17 protein-coding genes are annotated in these 19,392 nt (G+C 59.9%); 11 read left to right on the top strand and 6 right to left on the bottom strand.

The genetic code is table 11. The features are described from left to right. Positions 1 to 287 precede the first annotated feature (287 nt). The 9 genes from JBO08_RS14660 (at position 288) to lptE (ending at position 10,395) form a co-directional block, all read left to right on the top strand. Positions 288 to 1,595 (top strand): CitMHS family transporter, encoded by a 1,308-nt coding sequence (locus JBO08_RS14660; protein ID WP_003187405.1) that lies wholly within the window; start codon positions 288 to 290, stop codon positions 1,593 to 1,595. A 68-nt stretch (positions 1,596 to 1,663) separates the two neighbouring features. Further along, a complete protein-coding gene (locus JBO08_RS14655) occupies positions 1,664 to 2,431 on the top strand; it encodes a TerC family protein (RefSeq protein ID WP_049710720.1) in 768 nt (255 codons plus the stop codon). Between the two features lie 210 nt (positions 2,432 to 2,641). After that, complete coding sequence (locus JBO08_RS14650; RefSeq protein ID WP_220074632.1) at positions 2,642 to 4,300, top strand: Na/Pi cotransporter family protein; 1,659 nt, start codon at positions 2,642 to 2,644, stop codon at positions 4,298 to 4,300. Between the two features lie 57 nt (positions 4,301 to 4,357). Further along, the gene (locus JBO08_RS14645) at positions 4,358 to 5,740 is read left to right on the top strand and encodes a pitrilysin family protein (protein ID WP_065875656.1); all 1,383 of its coding nucleotides are present in this window, start codon (positions 4,358 to 4,360) and stop codon (positions 5,738 to 5,740) included. Positions 5,741 to 5,812: 72 nt separating this feature from the next. After that, the gene (locus JBO08_RS14640) at positions 5,813 to 6,844 is read left to right on the top strand and encodes a DUF5924 family protein (RefSeq protein WP_065875655.1); all 1,032 of its coding nucleotides are present in this window, start codon (positions 5,813 to 5,815) and stop codon (positions 6,842 to 6,844) included. A gap of 54 nt (positions 6,845 to 6,898) precedes the next feature. After that, the gene (locus JBO08_RS14635; RefSeq protein ID WP_065875654.1) at positions 6,899 to 8,047 is read left to right on the top strand and encodes an ABC transporter permease; all 1,149 of its coding nucleotides are present in this window, start codon (positions 6,899 to 6,901) and stop codon (positions 8,045 to 8,047) included. After that, positions 8,044 to 8,847 (top strand): ABC transporter ATP-binding protein, encoded by an 804-nt coding sequence (locus JBO08_RS14630; RefSeq protein ID WP_065875653.1) that lies wholly within the window; start codon positions 8,044 to 8,046, stop codon positions 8,845 to 8,847. Before JBO08_RS14635 ends, JBO08_RS14630 begins: the two co-directional genes overlap by 4 nt. A 1-nt stretch (position 8,848) precedes the next feature. Beyond that, the gene (locus tag JBO08_RS14625) at positions 8,849 to 9,787 is read left to right on the top strand and encodes an MlaD family protein (RefSeq protein WP_220074633.1); all 939 of its coding nucleotides are present in this window, start codon (positions 8,849 to 8,851) and stop codon (positions 9,785 to 9,787) included. Continuing rightward, a complete protein-coding gene (gene lptE / locus JBO08_RS14620; protein WP_065875651.1) occupies positions 9,784 to 10,395 on the top strand; it encodes an LPS assembly lipoprotein LptE in 612 nt (203 codons plus the stop codon). The genes JBO08_RS14625 and lptE overlap by 4 nt, the downstream gene beginning before the upstream one ends. A 255-nt stretch (positions 10,396 to 10,650) precedes the next feature. Here the strand turns inward: lptE and JBO08_RS14615 are convergent, their stop codons facing one another. From JBO08_RS14615 to JBO08_RS14595, 5 genes are all read right to left on the bottom strand, one after another. Beyond that, on the bottom strand, positions 10,651 to 11,880 hold the full coding sequence (locus JBO08_RS14615; protein ID WP_220074634.1) for a nucleoside recognition domain-containing protein: 1,230 nt from the start codon (positions 11,878 to 11,880) through the stop codon (positions 10,651 to 10,653). A gap of 98 nt (positions 11,881 to 11,978) precedes the next feature. Continuing rightward, the gene (gene gltP, locus JBO08_RS14610; RefSeq protein ID WP_220074635.1) at positions 11,979 to 13,310 is read right to left on the bottom strand and encodes a glutamate/aspartate:proton symporter GltP; all 1,332 of its coding nucleotides are present in this window, start codon (positions 13,308 to 13,310) and stop codon (positions 11,979 to 11,981) included. Positions 13,311 to 14,062: 752 nt separating this feature from the next. Beyond that, complete coding sequence (locus JBO08_RS14605; RefSeq protein WP_065875649.1) at positions 14,063 to 14,530, bottom strand: inhibitor of vertebrate lysozyme family protein; 468 nt, start codon at positions 14,528 to 14,530, stop codon at positions 14,063 to 14,065. Positions 14,531 to 14,532: 2 nt separating this feature from the next. Then, positions 14,533 to 14,697 carry a DUF1328 domain-containing protein gene (locus tag JBO08_RS14600; RefSeq protein WP_003170804.1) on the bottom strand — a complete coding sequence of 55 codons (165 nt, stop codon included), beginning with the start codon at positions 14,695 to 14,697 and terminating at the stop codon, positions 14,533 to 14,535. Positions 14,698 to 14,777: 80 nt separating this feature from the next. Next, positions 14,778 to 15,062: a hypothetical protein gene (locus JBO08_RS14595; protein WP_065875648.1), complete on the bottom strand. Its 285-nt coding sequence runs from the start codon at positions 15,060 to 15,062 to the stop codon at positions 14,778 to 14,780. A 379-nt stretch (positions 15,063 to 15,441) separates the two neighbouring features. Here JBO08_RS14595 and algB point away from each other — a divergent pair, with 379 nt between their 5' ends. Together algB and JBO08_RS14585 are read left to right on the top strand one after the other, a co-directional pair. Then, positions 15,442 to 16,788, top strand: coding sequence for a sigma-54-dependent response regulator transcription factor AlgB (gene algB / locus JBO08_RS14590; protein WP_065875647.1), 1,347 nt, complete (start codon positions 15,442 to 15,444; stop codon positions 16,786 to 16,788). Between the two features lie 10 nt (positions 16,789 to 16,798). Then, complete coding sequence (locus tag JBO08_RS14585; protein ID WP_065875646.1) at positions 16,799 to 18,586, top strand: ATP-binding protein; 1,788 nt, start codon at positions 16,799 to 16,801, stop codon at positions 18,584 to 18,586. Here JBO08_RS14585 and JBO08_RS14580 read toward each other — a convergent pair. Then, complete coding sequence (locus tag JBO08_RS14580) at positions 18,583 to 19,359, bottom strand: N-acetylmuramoyl-L-alanine amidase (protein ID WP_065875645.1); 777 nt, start codon at positions 19,357 to 19,359, stop codon at positions 18,583 to 18,585. The genes JBO08_RS14585 and JBO08_RS14580 overlap by 4 nt on opposite strands. Between the last annotated feature and the right edge of the window lie 33 nt (positions 19,360 to 19,392).

The raw sequence follows: 19,392 nt of genomic DNA, 5'->3' as shown, positions 1-19,392 counted from the left end.
TGACGCACCGCAACGCAGCCTCGCTGGCGCTCGACAGCTGCTACGACAACTTATTGCACCTCTCATCACCTGTTTTGCCAGCGAAAGCTGGCTGAAAGCTTTCGCGACTAGGATCACCTCCAACTGCCGGCAACAGACCGGCTGTACACAACAACAATGGTGATTCCCGATGTCCGCCCGTACCCGCCTGTTCGCCCCAACTCCACCCGTACGCCTCGTGCCTTTCGTTCTGCGCTGACCCCCACCGGTTCGCCATTCCCTAGCCGCGCTACGCCTGGAGTATTCCTATGCTGACTTTCCTTGGCTTTGCCATGGTCATCACGTTCATGTTCTTGATCATGACCAAGCGCCTGTCCGCGCTGATCGCCCTGATCATCGTGCCGATCCTGTTTGCGCTGTTCGGCGGTTTCGCCCCGAAGATCGGCCCGATGATGCTCGAAGGCATCACCAAGCTCGCGCCGACCGGCGTGATGCTGATGTTCGCCATTCTCTACTTTGCCCTGATGATCGACTCCGGCCTATTCGACCCGGCCGTGCGCAAGATCCTCAAGATGGTCAAGGGTGATCCGCTCAAAGTCTCCGTCGGCACCGCTGTGCTGGCCCTGGTCGTGTCCCTCGACGGTGACGGGGCCACCACCTACATGATCTGCGTGGCCGCCATGTTGCCGCTGTACCAGCGCATCGGCATGAGCCCGCGGATCATGGCCGGCTTGATCATTCTCGCCGGTGGCGTGATGAACATGACCCCTTGGGGCGGCCCGACCGCCCGCGCCGCCAGTGCGCTGCATGTGGACCCCTCGGATATTTTCGTGCCGATGATCCCGGCCATGGCCGCCGGCGTGGTCGCGATCCTGGTGATCGCCTACATGTACGGCAAGCGCGAACGTGCGCGCTTGGGTGAACTGCACCTGCAAGGTGACGAGATCGACCACAGTGAAATCAGCGTGTCGCAATTCCCGGATGCCCGCCGTCCGAAGCTGATCTGGTTCAACGGCGCGCTGACCCTGGCGCTGATGTGCACCCTGATCGCCGGTCTGTTGCCACTGCCGGTGCTGTTCATGGTGGCGTTCAGTATCGCAATGATCGTCAACTACCCGTGCCTGCAACAGCAGAAAGACCGCGTCGCCGCCCACGCCGGCAGCGTCTTGGCGGTGGTGGGACTGATCTTCGCCGCGGGTATCTTCACCGGCATTCTGTCCGGTACCGGCATGGTCGACGCCATGTCCAAGAGCCTGCTGGCGGTCATCCCGGAAGCGATGGGCCCGTACCTGGCGGTAATCACCGCGCTGGTCAGCATGCCCTTCACCTTCTTCATGTCCAACGACGCGTTCTACTATGGCGTACTGCCCGTACTCGCCGAAGCCGCCAGCCACTACGGCATCACCGCCGTCGAGATGGCCCGCGCGTCTATTGTTGGCCAGCCTGTGCACTTGCTCAGCCCGCTGGTACCTTCGACCTACTTGCTGGTAGCCCTGGCCGGTATCGAATTTGGCGATCACCAGCGCTTCACGCTGAAGTGGGCAGTGCTGGTATGCCTGTGCATAATGTTCGCCGCATTGCTGATGGGGATTTTTCCGCTGTTCAGCACTCTATAATCGTACCGACTCACTCACCGCGCGGCGCTGCAGCTTGCGCGGTCTAACACTTGCTCAAAGGAATACACATGGAATGGCTGACCAATCCGGAAATCTGGATTGCCTTCTTCACGCTGACGGCCCTCGAGATCGTTCTGGGTATCGATAACATCATCATGATTTCGATCCTGGTCAGCCGCATGCCCAAGCATATGCAGGCGCGCACCCGGATCTTCGGCCTGGCGCTGGCCATGGTCACGCGCATTCTGTTGCTGCTGTCGATCACGTGGGTCATGCAACTGACCAACGACCTGTTCGTGGTCTTCGGCCAAGGCATTTCCGGTCGCGACCTGATCCTGTTCTTCGGTGGCCTGTTCCTGCTGTGGAAAAGCTCCCAGGAGATGTACCACGCGCTCGAAGGTGAAGACGAAACCCACGAAGAACCGGGCGGCAAAGGTGGCAAGTTCATCTACACCATCATCCAGATCGCGATCATCGACATCGTGTTCTCCCTGGACTCGGTGATCACCGCTGTCGGCATGGTTTCCCATGTGCCGGTCATGGTTGCGGCGATTGTCGTGGCAGTGCTGGTGATGATGCTGGCGGCCGGCACCATCAGCGAATTCATCGACAAGCACCCGTCGCTGAAGATGCTCGCGCTGTCGTTCCTGCTGGTCGTGGGTACCGTGCTGATCGCCGAATCGTTCGATGTGCACGTGCCAAAAGGCTACGTCTACTTCGCCATGGCGTTCTCGCTGGCAGTGGAAGCGGTGAACATCAAGATGCGTACCGCCATCGCGAAAAAGCGCAAACAGCAGGATCCTGTGAAACTGCGCAAAGATATTCCGGGTCAATAAAACTGACTCGCTGCTGAAAAAGGGGCTTTCGAGCCCTTTTTTCTCGTCTGCAAAAAGCTGATTTCATGACAGTTTTGTTTCAATCCCCACTTTAGCTATGCGATGCTGGCGCAGAACCCATTCGCCAACTACAGCTTAATCACAAGACGTAGAACGGCAGCGGCAATTCTCACTTGCGTCGATTGGCGCACACCCACACGGGGGCCGAGCATGCTGACCTTGCTCAATCTGCTTTCCGCCGTGACCCTGCTTATCTGGGGCACGCACATCGTCCGTACCGGCATCCTGCGGGTCTACGGCTCCAACTTGCGCCAAGTCATCGGGCAGAACATGTCCAAGCGCTGGCTGGCGTTTGTCGCCGGTATCCTGGTGACCGCCATGGTGCAGAGCAGCAACGCCACGGCGATGCTGGTGACGTCCTTTGTTGGCCAGGGCCTGATGGGACTGATGCCCGCCCTGGCGACCATGCTGGGCGCCGACGTCGGTACCGCGCTGATGGCGCGCGTGTTGACCTTTGACTTGTCCTGGCTGTCGCCGCTGCTGATTTTTCTCGGGGTGATTTTCTTCCTGTCGCGCAAGCAGACGCGGGCAGGGCAGTTGGGCCGGGTCGGCATTGGCCTCGGGCTGATCATCCTCGCGCTGCAACTGATCGTCGAAGCCGCCGGGCCGATCACCCACGCACAGGGCGTGAAAGTGCTGTTCGCTTCATTAACCGGCGACATCCTGCTCGACGCCCTGGTCGGTGCCTTGTTCGCGATGATTTCCTACTCAAGCCTGGCTGCCGTGCTGCTGACCGCCACCCTGGCCGGCGCCGGCGTGATCGGCCTGCACGTGGCCATCGGCCTGGTGATCGGCGCCAACATCGGCAGCGGCGTGCTGGCCTTCCTCAGCACCAGCATGCAGAACGCCGCCGGCCGCCAAGTGGCCTTGGGCAGCTTGCTGTACAAACTGATCGGCCTGCTGCTGATCATCCCGGTACTCGACCCGCTGGTGCTGTGGATGGACGGCCTGGACTACAGCGCCCAAGGCATGGTCATCACCTTCCACCTGCTCTACAACGTCAGTCGTTGCCTGATCCTGTTGCCCACCATCGGCCCGATGGCACGGCTGTGCGCCTGGCTGCTGCCTGAGCGTGAAGAGGTCAACGGCAAGGCCAAACCGCGCCATCTGGATCCTACCGCGCTGACCACGCCGAGCCTGGCACTGGCCAACGCCGCCCGCGAAACCCTGCGCCTGGGCGACCTCATCGACAACATGCTCACCGCCATGCAGGAGGTACTGCGCGGCAAACAGACCGCTATCACCCAAGAAATGCGCAGCCTCAGCGATGACGTCGAAGCGCTCTACAGCGCGATCAAACTCTACCTGGCGCAAATGCCCCGCGAAGACCTCAGCGAGCACGACAGTCGACGCTGGGCCGAGATCATTGAGTTGTCGATCAACCTGAAACTGGCCGGCGACCTGATCGAACGCATGCTGCGCAAAGTCCAGCAGCAGAAAACCTCCCAGCGCCGCCAATTCTCCGAAGTGGGCCTGGAAGAACTGACCGGCCTGCACGGCCAACTGATCGCCAACCTGCGCCTTGGCTTGTCGGTATTCCTCAGCGCCGATCCGGAAAGCGCTCGCCAATTGCTGCGCGAGAAGCGCCGTTTCCGCGCCCAGGAACGCCGTCTGGCCCACGCCCATGTCAGCCGCCTGCAGCGCAAAATCGTACAGAGCCTGGAGACCAGTTCCCTGCATCTGGAACTGATTGCCGACATGAAACGCCTGAACTCGTTGTTTTGCAGCAGTGCTTATGTAGTGTTGGAAACGTCCGACACCGGCGCGCTCTCCGCCGAAGATATTGCCGACATCACACACTCGCCCTGAACGGATGATGGCCCGTGAAGTCAGTTAAAGCTGACCTCACTCGCCAGGAAGCTTGTTATGCGTCGCCTGTTATTCGCTTGCCTGCTCATGAGCTGTGCCCACGCCTTTGCCTTTGACCGCCTGCAAGTCGAGGGCTACACCTTGCCCAACGGCCTGCAATTGCTGCTCAAACCGGGCACTGAGCGCGGGCACGTGGCGATTCGCCTGGTGGTGGGCGTAGGGCTGGATGACTTCAGTTGCGAGGACAAAGAGCTGCCGCACTTGCTGGAACACTTGCTGTTCAGCGGCATCGACGGCGGCGGCGAAGGCGAACTGGAAGACCGCATGCAAGCCTTGGGCGGGGAGTGGAACGCGTACACCAGCAATGCCGACACCACCTTTGTGATCGAAGCGCCCGCGCAAAACCAGCGCAAGGTGCTCGACCTGCTGCTGGCGATCATCACCCGTACCGAACTGACCGACGCCAACATCAACGCCGCCAAACAAGTGGTCGAGCGCGAAGACGGCGGCCACTATTCACACCTGCAACGCCTACTGGACCGCCAGGACCTGGGCCACACTGCCAGCAATCAACTGGCCGTCGAGCTTGGCCTCAAGTGTGCTGAACGTGCGGAGGTCGATCACCTGACCCGCGACCAATTGGAGAAGCTGCGCAAAAACTGGTACGCGCCTAACAACATGACGCTGATCATCGTCGGCGACCTCGACAAACTGCTGCCGGCTTATCTGGAACGCACCTATGGCCAACTCGACCCGGTCGAGCCGACTGAACACCCCGCGCTGCCTGACATCCAGCACGCCGCCGCCAGTCATCGTGAACTGATTCACGGCTGGGTAGGCGACAGCGCCAAGCTGCACTGGCTGTTTCCCGAGCCGGTGCTGGACGAACAGCACGACGAAACCTACGACTTGCTCAAGGACTACCTCGACTGGGCGCTGTACCGCCAACTACGCCTCAAGCACGGCTTGTCCTACGGCCCCTGGAGCGAACGCGAAGTACTCGGCGGCGTCGGCTTCCTCAGCCTGAACGCCGACCTTGAGCGGGAAAACCTCCCCGTAGCCGAACAGGTACTCCAGGACCTCAAGGCGCAACTGCTCAAGGATGGCCTCGACCCTGCGGTATTCGCGCGCCTGCAACAGGCTGCAATCGCGCGCCAGGCCTGGGCCGTTCAAGGTAACAGCGCGTTGGCCGACTACTATTGGAGTGCATCCAGCGATTACAACAAAGGCCGCTTCAGCGACCCGGCCAAGCGCATCAAGGCGGTGAGCCTGGACCAGACCAACCAAGCCATGCGCCAAGTGTTCAAGCAGCCCGGCTACTGGCGCATCGAGAAACCGCTGCTGAGCTATGACGCCCTCAGTTGGATCGGCGCCGGCGTACTCGGGCTGATCGCCATTATGCTGATCGGCGTGCGGGTTTATCGCAAACGGATCGCGTAATGAGGCACCGGACGACGGGCTAAGACGCTATTCTGTCTCGGATTTTTCCCTACAAAGACTGCGAACCGCCGAATGCCAAACCTGACCCGCATAATCACCCGCATCCTCGAGCTGATGAAGCGCTACCCAGGGGTGATTGCACTCGGCGGTTTTATCTCGGGTGTGTGCAGTTTCATCCTGGTGGATCGCCAGCAAGGCATGGCGAGCTGGATCGCCGTGATCATGCTGGTGAGCTGGCTATGGCTGATGCTGGAAAACAGCTTTACCCAGCTGTTCACCAAAGTCTTCAAGCGCGAAATTCCCGAACCCCTGTTGCGCTACGCGACCCAGATGATCCACCAGGAAAGTCTGTTTTTTGTGCTGCCGTTCTTTTTTGTCACCACCGCCTGGAACAGCGGCCAATCGATTTTCACCGGGCTGCTTGGGGCGGCGGCGCTGGTGTCGATCATCGACCCGCTGTACTACAAGTGGCTGGCGCCCAAGCGCTCGCTGTTTCTGGCGCTGCATACCCTGACCCTGTTCGCCGCATTGCTCACCGCACTGCCGATCATCATGCACCTGACCACGGCCCAGAGTTACAAGCTCGCCCTCGGCGTAGCCATGGTCTTGTCGATTCCGAGCCTGGCGGTGAGCCTGCCGCTGCGCAGCCTCAAAGGCTGGGCGATGCTGCTCGGGGTCACTGCCGCCATAGGCTGTGCCGGTTGGTTTCTACGCAGCTGGGTACCGCCAGCCACGTTGTGGATGACTGAAGTCGCCATCAGTACCCAACTGCAAGACCGCACCCCCGGCGATGACCTCAAGGAAGTCAACGCCGCGCAGCTGCGAAGCAGCGGGCTGTACGCCTACACCGCGATCAACGCCCCGCGCGGGCTGGATGAACGGATCTACCACGTGTGGAAATTCAACGGCAAAGAGGTCGACCGCATCGCCCTGGATATCCACGGCGGGCGCAAAGAGGGCTATCGCGCCTGGACCCACAAGCAGAATTTCCCAGGCGACTCGGTAGGCCGCTGGCAAGTGCAGGTTTTGACAGAAGACGGGCAGGTGATCGGCGTACTGCGGTTCAAAGTCACCGACACAGCACAAACGGACAATCCAAAGTAGGACGTATCGTGCTATTACGTAGGAATTGTGGATAGCCAAACAAGCTCGGAGCTTATGACCACCCGTACGACCGCCGGCGCAGCTCACCTCGATACGTCCACCACCCCGCCACAGCTGAGGATTACGGGGGACTGGACGCTTGCCCACTATGCCGGCCTGAAGAAGCTGTCGGACAAACTTGACGGCCAATACGACGCCGGCGCGCGCATCGACCTCAACGGCCTCGGCGCGCTGGATACTGCCGGCGCCTCGCTGCTGGTGGAGTTGCTGGGGCCGACCCGTATCGAGCAATCCGCCGAACAGACCGATTGCAGCCTGTCAGCCGCCGACCGCGCGCTGCTGAAGACCGTCTACCGCTCCCTGAATGATTTTTGCGTGCCGGAGAAAGCACCGGAAGAAGCCACCGGCATTCAGGTGCTGGCGCGCATCGGCAGGGCGGTGGACACCGTCTGGCAGGACAGCAAAAAACTGCTGGGCTTTATCGGCCTGATTCTCGAAACCTTTGCTCGCGGTATTTTCCGCCCCAAGCGCTGGCGCATCACGCCGATGGTCGCGCACATCGAACAAACCGGCCTCGACGCTGCGCCTATTGTGGCCCTGCTGACCTTTCTGGTCGGCGCCGTCGTAGCGTTCCTGGGCGCCACGGTGCTCAAGAGCTTTGGCGCGACGATTTTTACCGTGGACCTGGTGGCCTTCTCTTTCCTACGCGAGTTCGGCGTGTTGCTTACCGCCATCTTGATCGCCGGCCGCACCGCCAGTGCCTTTACCGCGCAGATCGGCTCAATGAAGGCCAATGAAGAAATCGACGCCATCCGCACGCTGGGCCTCGACCCGATGGAACTGTTGGTATTGCCGCGCGTGCTGGCGTTGCTGGTGTCATTGCCAATGCTGACCTTTCTGGCAATGCTCTCCGGGATTGTCGGCGGCGGCGTGGTCTGCGCCGTGGCGTTGGATATTTCCCCGGCAATGTTTCTCTCGTTGCTGCAATCGGACATTGGTGTGCAGCATTTCCTGGTGGGCATGGTGAAAGCGCCGATCTTCGCCTTTTTGATTGCTGCCATTGGTTGCCTGGAAGGCTTCAAGGTCAGTGGCAGTGCCGAGTCGGTCGGCGCTCACACCACCTCCAGCGTGGTGCAGTCGATTTTCGTGGTGATCGTGCTGGATGCGGTGGCTGCGCTGTTCTTCATGGAGATGGGCTGGTGAGTCGTCTACACCGAGCGCCCAGTGAGGCGGTGATTGAAGTGCGCGGGCTGTGCAATCGTTTTGGCAGGCAGAGCGTGCACGAGAACCTCGACCTGGATTTGTACAAAGGCGAGATCCTCGCGGTCGTCGGCGGGTCCGGCAGCGGTAAGTCGGTGCTGTTGCGCAGCATTGTTGGCCTGCGCCGGCCCAGCGAAGGTGAAGTGCGGGTGTTCGGTAAAAACCTGCCCAATCTTTCGGAACACGAACGCTCGCTGGTGGAACGACGCTTCGGCGTGCTGTTCCAGAAGGGCGCACTGTTTTCCTCGCTGACCGTCACCGAAAACGTCGCGCTGCCACTGATTGAACACGCCGGCCTCAGCCGCCGCGACGCCGAGCACTTGGCTGCGGTCAAGCTGGCCCTGGCCGGGCTGCCGCTGTCGGCGGCCGACAAATACCCGGCTTCGTTGTCGGGCGGCATGATCAAGCGCGCGGCCCTGGCCCGTGCGCTGGCGCTGGACCCGGACATCCTGTTTCTCGACGAACCCACCGCCGGCCTCGACCCGATTGGTGCGGCGCAGTTCGACCAACTGATCCTGACCCTGCGCGATGCGCTGGGCCTGAGTGTGTTCCTGGTCACTCACGACCTGGATACGCTGTACACCATCACCGACCGCGTGGCGGTGCTGGCACAGAAAAAAGTGCTGGTCGCCGGTGCCATCGACGTCGTCTCGGAAACGGACGACGCGTGGATTCACGAATATTTCCACGGCCCCCGGGGCCGCGCGGCATTGGATGCCGCTCAATCGCTTAACGAGGTATGACATGGAAACCCGAGCCCATCATGTGATGATCGGTCTGTTCAGCGTGATCGTGGTGGTCGGCGCGATGCTGTTCGGCCTGTGGCTGGCCAAGTCCAGCATCGACAGCGCTTTCCAGGATTACGAAGTGGTCTTCAACGAAGCCGTCAGCGGGCTTTCCCAGGGCAGTTCGGTGCAGTACAGCGGCATCAAAGTGGGTGACGTTATCAGCCTGCGCCTGGACCCCAAGGACCCGCGCCGCGTCCTCGCACGCATCCGCCTGGCCGGCCAGACGCCGATCAAGGAAGACACCCAGGCCAAACTGGCACTGACCGGTATCACGGGCACCTCGATCATCCAGCTCAGCGGCGGCACGCCCCAAAGCCCCGAACTCAAAGGCAAAGACGGCAACCTGCCGGAAATCATCGCTTCGCCTTCGCCCATCGCGCGCCTGCTCAATAACAGTAACGACTTGATGACCAGCATCAACCTGCTGCTGCACAACGCCAACGACATGTTCTCCGCGCAGAATGTCGAGCGCCTGAGCAACACATTGGACCACTTGGAAAAAACCACGGGGTCCATCGCCGACCAGCGTGGCGACATCAAGGTGGTGATGCAGCAACTGATGCAAGTGAGTAAGCAGGCCACTGCCGCCTTGGAGCAAACCACGGTGCTGATGCGCAATGCCAACGGTTTGCTCAACGATCAAGGCAAACAAGCCTTTGGCAGCGCAGAAAAAGCCATGAAGTCTCTTGAACAGAGCACCGCCACCATCAACACCTTGCTGACAGACAACAAGAGTTCGGTAAACAGCGGCATGCAAGGCCTCAATGAACTGGCACCGGCCGTGCGCGAACTGCGCGAAACCCTCGGCTCGCTGCGCGCTATCTCTCGCCGCCTGGAAGCCAACCCCAGCGGTTACCTGCTGGGCAGCGACCAGAACAAGGAGTTCACGCCATGAAGCGTGCTTACCAAATGATCGCCCCTGTGGCCCTGGCGCTCATCAGCGCGTGCTCGATCCTGCCCAAGGCCGACCCTTCGGATGTGTATCGCCTGGCCTCGGCCCAGACCACCACACAGGGCACCCCGGTCGCCTGGTCGCTGCGCGTGACCAAGCCGCAGACCAGCGAATTTCTAGACAGCCCGCGCATTGCCGTGGTGCCCAATGGCGACCTGATCAGCAGTTATGCGAACTCGCGCTGGAGCGATCCGACCCCGGTGCTGTTGCGTAATCGCCTGCTGGACGGGTTTCAGCGCGATGGGCGGGTAACGTTATTGAGCACCGACGAGACCAATCTGCAGGCCGACTATGAGCTGGGCGGGCAATTGCAGGCATTCCAGAGTGAGTACCGAGGCAGTGCGGTGGAGGTGGTGATTCGCCTGGATGCGCGGCTGGTGCGGGGGAGTGATCAGCGGATTATTGCCAGCCGGCGATTTGAGGTGAGACAGCCGGTGAATGACACCAAGGTGCCGGCCGTGGTGGCTGGGTTTGGACTGGCGGGGGATCAGTTGAATAAGCAGGTGGTGGATTGGGTGGTTGCGCAGGGCAATAGTGCACCGAAACGCTGAGGGCCTCTTCGCAGGCAAGCCAGCTCCCACATTTTGATGTGTGAATACAGTCAAATGTGGGAGCTGGCTTGCCTGCGATAGGCATAGGTATCTACACATTTTAGATGTGATAGTGCGTAGCAGCTGTCGAGCCCTGGCGAGGCTGCGTTTGCGGTCTGTCTGACACACCGCTGACGCAGCCTCGCCAGGGCTCGACAGCTGCTACGCAGAGGGCTCGCTCAAGATGTGTAGATACCTATGATAGGGTTTTAAGCCTCAGCCAAAGAACCAGTAGCACACCGCAATCGCCGCCACGACGCCGGCAAACTCCGCCAGCAACGCACATCCCACCGCATGCCGCGCCCGCTGGATCCCCACCGAACCGAAGTACACCGCCAACACATAAAAGGTGGTTTCCGTACTGCCCTGAATCGTCGCCGCCACCAATGCCGGAAAGCTGTCCACGCCCTGGGTCTGCATGGTCTCGATCAGCATCGCCCGCGCGGCACTGCCGGAGAACGGCTTGACCATCGCAGTCGGCAAGGCGTCCACAAACCGCGTATCCATACCGGTCCAGGCCACGACGTGGCGAATACCTTCCAGACCAAACTCCAGCGCGCCGGATGCTCGCAGCACGCCGACGGCACACAGCATCGCCACCAGGTACGGCAGCAGATTCTTGGCCACATCGAAGCCTTCTTTGGCGCCTTCGACGAACGCCTCGTACACCTTCACTTTGCGCAGCGCGCCAATCACCAAGAACAGCATGATCAGGCCGAACAGCGTGAGGTTGCCAAGGATCGACGACAAGCCAGCCAGTGCGGTGGCGGACAGCGTCGCCAGCAACGCCATGAAGCCGCCCAGCACCAACGCACCCGGAATCAGATAGGCCAGCACTACCGGATCCCACAGCCGCAGGCGCTGCATAATCGCCACCGATAACAGACCCACCAAGGTAGACGCACTGGTCGCCAGCAGGATCGGCAAAAACACCAGCGTCGGGTCCGCAGCACCTTGCTGCGCGCGGTACATGAAGATGGTCACCGGCAACAGCGTCAACGAAGACGCGTTGAGCACCAGGAACAGGATCTGCGCGTTACTCGCCGTGTTGGGGATGGGGTTGAGTTCCTGCAATGCCTTCATCGCTTTCAAGCCGATGGGCGTTGCCGCGTTATCCAGGCCCAGGCCGTTGGCTGCAAAATTGAGGGTGATCAAGCCAATGGCAGGGTGGCCGGCGGGCACTTCAGGCATCAGGCGGCGAAACAATGGGCCCAGCGCCTTGGCCAGCCAATCGACGATCCCGGCTTTTTCGGCGATGCGCAAAAAACCCAGCCACAGCGTCAGGGTGCCGAACAGCAGCACCATCACTTCCACCGACAGTTTGGCCATGGCGAAAATGCTTTCGACCATTGCCGCAAAAATCCCGGCATTACCGCCAATCAGCCATTGCGCCAGTGCTGACACCATTGCCACGACAAAGAAGCCAAGCCACAGGCCATTGAGCATCAGTTGAATCCCCCAAAGAATGGGGCGAATGATAACGGGGCTGGCAGAAACGACAAACCCCGGAATTTTCCGGGGTTTGTTTCAGAGCCGTCGTGCTATCAGCTGCGCGTGGCTTGGCCGACCGGCCGCGCTTGCTTGCTGCGCCAGTGCGGCAGGGAGTTCCAGTAGCGCTCGCCCTTGGCGTCGTCGTACATGCCTTCCCAACGGGAGATGACCAGTACGGCCAGGGCGTTGCCGATCACGTTGAGCGCAGTACGCGCCATGTCCATGATGCGGTCGACACCGGCGATGAACGCCAGGCCTTCCAGCGGAATACCCACGCTGCCCAGGGTAGCCAGCAGTACCACGAAGGACACGCCCGGTACGCCGGCGATACCTTTGGAGGTGACCATCAGGGTCAGCACCAGCATCAACTGCTGGCCAATCGACAGGTCGATGCCGTACAGCTGGGCAATGAAGATCGCCGCGATGCTCTGGTACAGGGTCGAACCGTCGAGGTTGAACGAGTAACCCGTCGGTACCACAAAGCTGCAGATGGCCTTCGGCGCGCCGTAGGCTTCCATCTTCTCGATCACGCGCGGCAGCACGGTTTCGGAGCTGGCGGTGGAGTAGGCCAGCACCAGCTCATCCTTGAAGATGCGCATCAGCTTGATCACCGAGAAGCCGAACAGGCGGGCGATCAGGCCGAGAATCACGAAAGCGAAGAACAGGATGGCGACGTAAACCAGGATCACCAGCTTGGCCAGCGGCAGCAAGGAGGCGAAGCCGAAGTTGGCGACGGTGACGGCGATCAGTGCGAATACGCCGATCGGGGCGTACTTCATGATCATGTGGGTGACTTTGAACATGCTCTCGGACACGCCCTGGAACATGGTCACCAGCGGCTCACGCAGCTCAGGCTTGAGGCTCGACAATCCCAGGCCGAACAGCACGGAGAAGAAGATGATCGGCAGCATTTCGCCGCGGGCCACGGCGGCGAAGATGTTCGATGGGATCAGGTTGAGGATGGTCTCGATGAACGCATGCTCATGCTGCACTTCGGCGGCAGTCGCCTGGTATTTGGAGATATCGACGGTACCCAGGGTACTCATGTCGATGCCAGCACCCGGGTGGAACAGGTTGGCCAGCAGCAGGCCGACCACGATGGCGATGGTGGTGACGATTTCGAAGTAAAGGATGGTTTTGACGCCGATACGCCCGAGTTTTTTCGCGTCACCGACACCGGCAATGCCGACGATCAGCGAGGAGATCACAATCGGGATCACGATCATCTTGATCAGGCGGATAAAGATATCGCCCGCTGGCTGCAACACATTGCTGATCCACCAGGCCTTTTCAGCGCTGAAATGGTTGAGCACAGCACCGATTGCGATCCCCAGCACCAAACCGATGAGGATCTGCCAGGCGAGGCTTAGCTTTGCCTTCTTCATGTCATTACCCTTACTTCAAGTGAACTTAAGGCAAACGCGCCAGCTGCAACGCCCGAGGGCGAAAAAGTGTGTGCATCTGCCTCCATGGAAGGTCACCGCAGCGTGGCCGAAATGGCTTACTGGCAGGCGAAAAAAGGCGCAACTATTCCCATGCAAGGGAGCGACGTCTAATGCCGTAAACGCCTACCCTATGCCGAATCGGCATGGTCTTTTTTCATAATAACTGTCCGAACGGTCAGTTCAAATGTGACATTTTGTCCGACAAACATGCCGTGAACCTGCCAAACCCGGCTCGCGCAGAGATTCAGCGCGTGTCGCGAGCATTGCTAGAAATGCTTGGGAACTCCGCTGTTTAGTGTCAGAAATGCCCTATAGGCCCAGACCAATTTTATCGATAGATGGTCGAGCCGACACACTAAGAAATGGTTGGGAACAAGCAGAACGGAAATTTGCGACTAAGGGAGGTATAGGCAGGTATATGAAGAGGGACAACGAGGCAGAGGGTTTACGTCATAAGCGCGCCGCAAGTTCAGCAAGCCATAAGCTTGTGAACCTGCGTCGCAGCCTTTCGCCTGACCCGGCCCTTTCGCAGGTACTCCCTGTACCCGTAGGTCACGCCGATCGCGATTGATCAGCACAACCCGGCCCCTTGGTCATGCACAGCACTTGGCGTGCTGTGCAGATAGAAAGAAGCGAGGGGGCTTCTTTCCATGGACGCTAGTTCCGCAGACGACAATCGCGTCAAACGGAACCTAGTACCAATTCGGATCTTTCTTGAGTTGCTCCATCAGGAGCTTCTGCATGCCCTCGTCCGGCTTGCCGATAAAACGGTAGTCGGCGTGCCGCGTGGGTGACTTGTCCGCCGGCAGGCCGGCCGGGACTTCCACCAACATGGCGTAGGCATCTTCCTTGTCGAGGCTGAAGGCAACGATCAAGCGCTTGTTCAGGCACGTGTCAGCGGTTTCGCAGAGCGGCCCAACCAAATACTTATCACCGTCTTCTTCCACGGCATTCATTTGCTCGGCCGTGCCCGACAGGTTCAATACCCATTCCGGCAGACGCTCTTCTTTCTTCACCACGCCTTGCCAGGTTTCACGGTATTGCGGGTCCGCGCTGAGCAATTCGTTGGCTCGGGATTGGCCGTCATTGGCGGCCATCACCAAGCCGCTACCGCCCAGAAGCAGGGCGGCAGTAATGGCTTTGAAGGACAGAGTGGTCATTTTCAGCCTCGGCCGCGACGACCAAAGAAGAAAGAAGCGATGAACATCACCAGAAAGACCACAAACAGGATTTTTGCGATACCCGTGGCGGTGCCCGCGATACCACCGAAGCCCAAGACTGCAGCCACAATGGCGATGATCAGAAATGTGATTGCCCAACTCAACATGGTGATTCTCCTTATCGTTCTTTAAGAGGTAACAGCTGTGGTGCCGTACAGCCACTCAACACAAGTGGCCTTTTTGTTGCCTAGAACACCCAACGCTCTTGGGATGGCAGTTCACTCAGGGAAGACGCCTGGTCAACCATCCGCAATTGCGGGGCTGTTGCGCTGGGAGCAACGCTGCCAACGGAACGGAAATGGGTCTGGGTCATGGCCGGACGCTCAAACTGAGGAACCTGCTGCTGACTCTGCTGCCAATGTTGCAACTGCTGACCACCAATCAACGTGACCATCAGCGCCAAGCTGGCAAACAGCCCTTGCTGCAAGCGCAGTGGCGATACACGCAATTGGCTAAGGCTTTGGCGAGTCATGCTGCTGGTCTCCCACATTTTGATTATTTGTTGAGAGGGATATTGCAGAGCGCATGCCAGTTTTTTTACAAAATAAAACCTAATTAAATCAATAACTTATCTATTAATGAATAACCATGAGCCCAGCATCCTGCACGATCCCCCACTTGGCGCCGTGCGAAATGCACGACGGCCAGCGGTCGGATCAAGGGATAGAAAGCGGAAGGTGTGTTGCCGAACTGGCAAGACGGCATGAAAACGCCATCAGACGGGGGTTTGTAGACAGGACTGCAGATACCTGCACGACGTCGTCATTTATCGATCAGAATAAACCATGCAACTTGCCCGATTATTCCGGGACTAAACACCATCATTCATACTTTTAGGGAGCGCGGGACAGATGGAATCAGCCAAGGAACTTCAAGGCCGCATTCTTTTAGTGGATGACGAATCCGCGATCCTCCGCACCTTCCGTTATTGCCTGGAAGATGAAGGCTACACAGTGGCTACCGCGAACAGCGCTGCCCAGGCCGATACCTTGATGCAGCGCCAGGTGTTCGACCTGTGCTTCCTGGACTTGCGCTTGGGCGAAGACAACGGTCTGGATGTGCTGGCGCAGATGCGCATCCAGGCGCCTTGGATGCGCGTGGTGATCGTGACCGCCCATTCGGCGGTCGACACCGCTGTTGACGCGATCCAGGCTGGCGCCGCCGACTACTTGGTGAAGCCGTGCAGCCCCGACCAACTGCGCCTCGCCACCGCCAAGCAACTGGAAGTGCGTCAACTCTCTGCGCGCCTCGAGGCCCTCGAGGGCGAAGTGCGCCAACCGAAAGATGGCCTCGACTCCCACAGCCCGTCGATGATGGTGGTGCTGGAAACCGCACGCCAGGTGGCCGGGACAGACGCCAACATTTTGATCCTGGGTGAATCCGGTACCGGTAAAGGTGAGCTGGCACGAGCCATTCACGGCTGGAGCAAGCGCTCAAAGAAATCCTGTGTGACCATTAACTGCCCATCGCTGACCGCAGAGCTGATGGAAAGTGAGTTGTTCGGCCATAGCCGTGGGGCCTTTACCGGTGCCAGTGAAAGCACCTTGGGCCGTGTCAACCAAGCCGATGGCGGCACGCTGTTTCTCGACGAGATCGGCGACTTTCCACTCACCTTGCAACCTAAATTGCTGCGATTCATCCAGGACAAGGAATACGAGCGTGTGGGCGATCCGGTCACCCGTCGTGCCGACGTACGTATCCTCGCGGCCACCAACCTGAATCTGGAAGACATGGTGCGCGACGGCCGTTTCCGCGAGGACTTGCTGTATCGCCTCAACGTGATCACCTTGCACCTGCCGCCGCTGCGCGAGCGAAGTGAAGACATCCTGACCCTGGCCGACCGTTTCCTGGCGCGCTTCGTCAAGGAATACGCCCGACCTGCACGCGGCTTCAGCGATGAAGCACGCGAAGCGTTGCTCAACTATCGCTGGCCGGGGAATATCCGTGAGCTGCGCAACGTGGTGGAGCGCGCCAGCATCATTTGTCCCCAGGAGAAGGTCGAAATCAGTCACCTTGGGATGTCTGAGCAGCCGACCAACAATGCGCCGCGTATCGGTGCGGCGCTGAGCCTCGACGAGCTGGAGAAGGCACACATCGGCGCCGTTCTCGCTACCAGCGACACACTGGACCAGGCGGCTCGCACCCTGGGTATCGACGCGTCGACCCTGTACCGCAAACGTAAACAGTACAACCTGTGAGCTGTACCCTATGAAGTTAGCGATGAAACTGCGCACTCGGTTATTCCTGAGCATCTCCGCGCTGATCACCGTTGCCCTGCTGGGTTTGATCCTGGGCCTGGTCAGCGTCATGCAAATGGCCAAGACCCAGGAGTCTTCAATTCGCAGCAACTTCGTTACCCTCGACCTGGGGCTCAAGCTGCGTCAGAGCCTGGGCGACCAGTTGATGATGATGCTGGAGGCGCGCCCTGATCCGGGCGCCCTGGAAGCCTCGAAAGGACGCTACTTTGATTTGCTCGATCAGGGGATTGCCCATGAGCGGCAAGCGCACACCGGAAGCGGCTTCAGCGAGGCCAAGACGGACTACTTGAGTTTCCTCAAGGCTTTCGATGAGTCTCAGCAGGCTTCGCCGCCGCCGGGCAGCAAGGAAAAACTCCACGAAACGTTCAACGTGCTGCGTAACGGCCTGATCGCCGAACACAAGCACGCCTTGGAAAACATCAGCTCCACCGAACACAAGTCCCGCGCGCGCGCCTTGCTGATTGCCGGCCTTCTGGGATTGGTGGGGCTCGCGGTGCTGATCATCGGATTCATTACGGCTCATGGCATTGCCCGGCGTTTTGGCGGGCCGATCGAAGCCCTGGCCAAGGCGGCGGACAAGATCGGGCAGGGCGATTTCGAAGTGACGCTGCCCATCTCCTCTGCCGCGGAAATGAACCTGTTGACCCGGCGCTTCGGCATCATGGCCGAAGCGTTGCGCCAGCATCAGGCGACCAACGTCGATGAACTGCTGGCGGGCCAGCAGCGCCTGCAAGCGGTGCTCGACAGCATTGACGATGGCTTGCTGATGATCGACCGCCAAGGCCGCCTGGAGCATCTCAACCCTGTCGCCCAGCGGCAATTAGGTTGGGACGAGGAACGCCTCGGCCAAGGCCTGGGCGAGGCGTTGGTGCGTCCGGAACTGGACGAGCAACTGCAACTGGTACTGCGAGGCGGCAACCTGGAGCGGGCGCCGGATGATCTGGAAGTGGAAGTCGAAGGCGAACTGCGCCTGCTGACCTACAGCTTGACCCCTGTGAGCCATACCGAGGGGCACATCCTCGGCGCGGTGATGGTGCTGCATGACGTCACCGAACAACGGGCATTCGAGCGGGTGCGCAGCGAGTTCGTCCTACGCGCCTCCCATGAACTGCGTACGCCGGTGACGGGCATGCACATGGCATTCGGGCTGTTCCGCGAACGCGCGAAGTTTCCCGCAGAGTCCCGTGAAGCGGACCTGCTGGACACGGTCAATGAAGAGATGCAGCGCCTGATGCAGTTGATCAACGACTTGCTCAATTTCTCGCGCTACCAGAACGGCCTGCAGAAACTCACGCTGGGGCCGTGCGATGTGACTGACCTGCTGGAACACGCCCGGGCGCGCTTCGTCGAGCCGGCCAACGCGCAAAACGTCGAACTGCTGGTAGAAACTCAATCCGACCTGCCCAGATTGTATGCAGACCAGGCACAACTGGAGCGGGTGCTCGACAACCTGCTGGGTAACGCCCTGCGCCATACCGCCACGGGCGGACAGATTCGCCTGCAGGCGCGCCGGCATGGCGAGCGGGTGATTATCAGCGTCGAAGATAACGGAGAAGGCATCGCTTACGGGCAACAGGGGCGGATCTTCGAGCCCTTTGTTCAGGTGGGTCGCAAGAAAGGCGGCGCTGGCCTGGGGCTGGCGCTGTGCAAGGAGATCGTACAATTGCACGGCGGCCGCATGGGCGTGTATTCGCGGCCGGGGCAAGGCACTCAGTTCTATATGGCGTTGCCGCTTTAACGGTGGTTCAACGCTCGCAGGATCGCTGCACTCTCCGCATCCGGCGCGCCATCAAACAGCGATGGCCGGAAATGCATCTGGAACGCTGCGATCACGTGACGCGTGGCTACATCCAGCTCCCCGGTCTGGGGTGTCTGGTAGCCCAGACGCGCCAACTCTTCCTGAAACCAGGTAATGCTCGGCAGCTCGGTGGCGTATTGCACCCGGTAGCGCGCGACAGCCTGGGCATCCGGCCATACGCCCAGCCCTTCAGCAGCCAGGCGCTTCCAAGGAAATAGCGGGCCCGGGTCCAACTTGCGCAGCGGTGCGATATCGCTGTGACCAATAATGTTTTTGGGGTCGATGCCGTTGCGCTTACTGATGTCTTTGAGCAAGACCACCAGGGATTGCACCTGCGCCTCAGAGTAGGGGTACCAGAGTCGGCCAGTCGGCGTGTCCTTGTAGCCAGGGTTCACGATCTCGATACCGATGGAGCTGGAGTTAAGCCAGGTGCGCCCCATCCACTCGCTTTCCCCGGCATGCCAGGCGCGCTGGCTCTCATCCACCAGCTTGTAAATGGTGGCGGAGGCATCGTCGCCGATCAGGTAGTGGCTGCTGACCTGGCCGTGGGTGAGCAATGCCAGGGAGCGTTCAAGGTTGGTGGAAGTGTAATGGACGACCACGAATTGCACGCGGTTATCGTGATTCACCGAGGGGTGGTTGGTGTCCAGGCGAGGGCCGCTGGCGCAGCCCGCAAGCAGAAGGAGCACAAAAGCAAAGTACAAGGATTTCATGGCGGAAGGCATTACACTGAAGACGATAATGCA

Source organism: Pseudomonas sp. LAP_36 (genome assembly GCF_019456785.1).
In the GTDB taxonomy this organism is placed as follows: Bacteria; Pseudomonadota; Gammaproteobacteria; order Pseudomonadales; family Pseudomonadaceae; genus Aquipseudomonas; species Aquipseudomonas tritici.
Note: the sequence above shows the minus strand (reverse complement) of the source record. Positions and strands in the feature narration are given on the sequence as shown.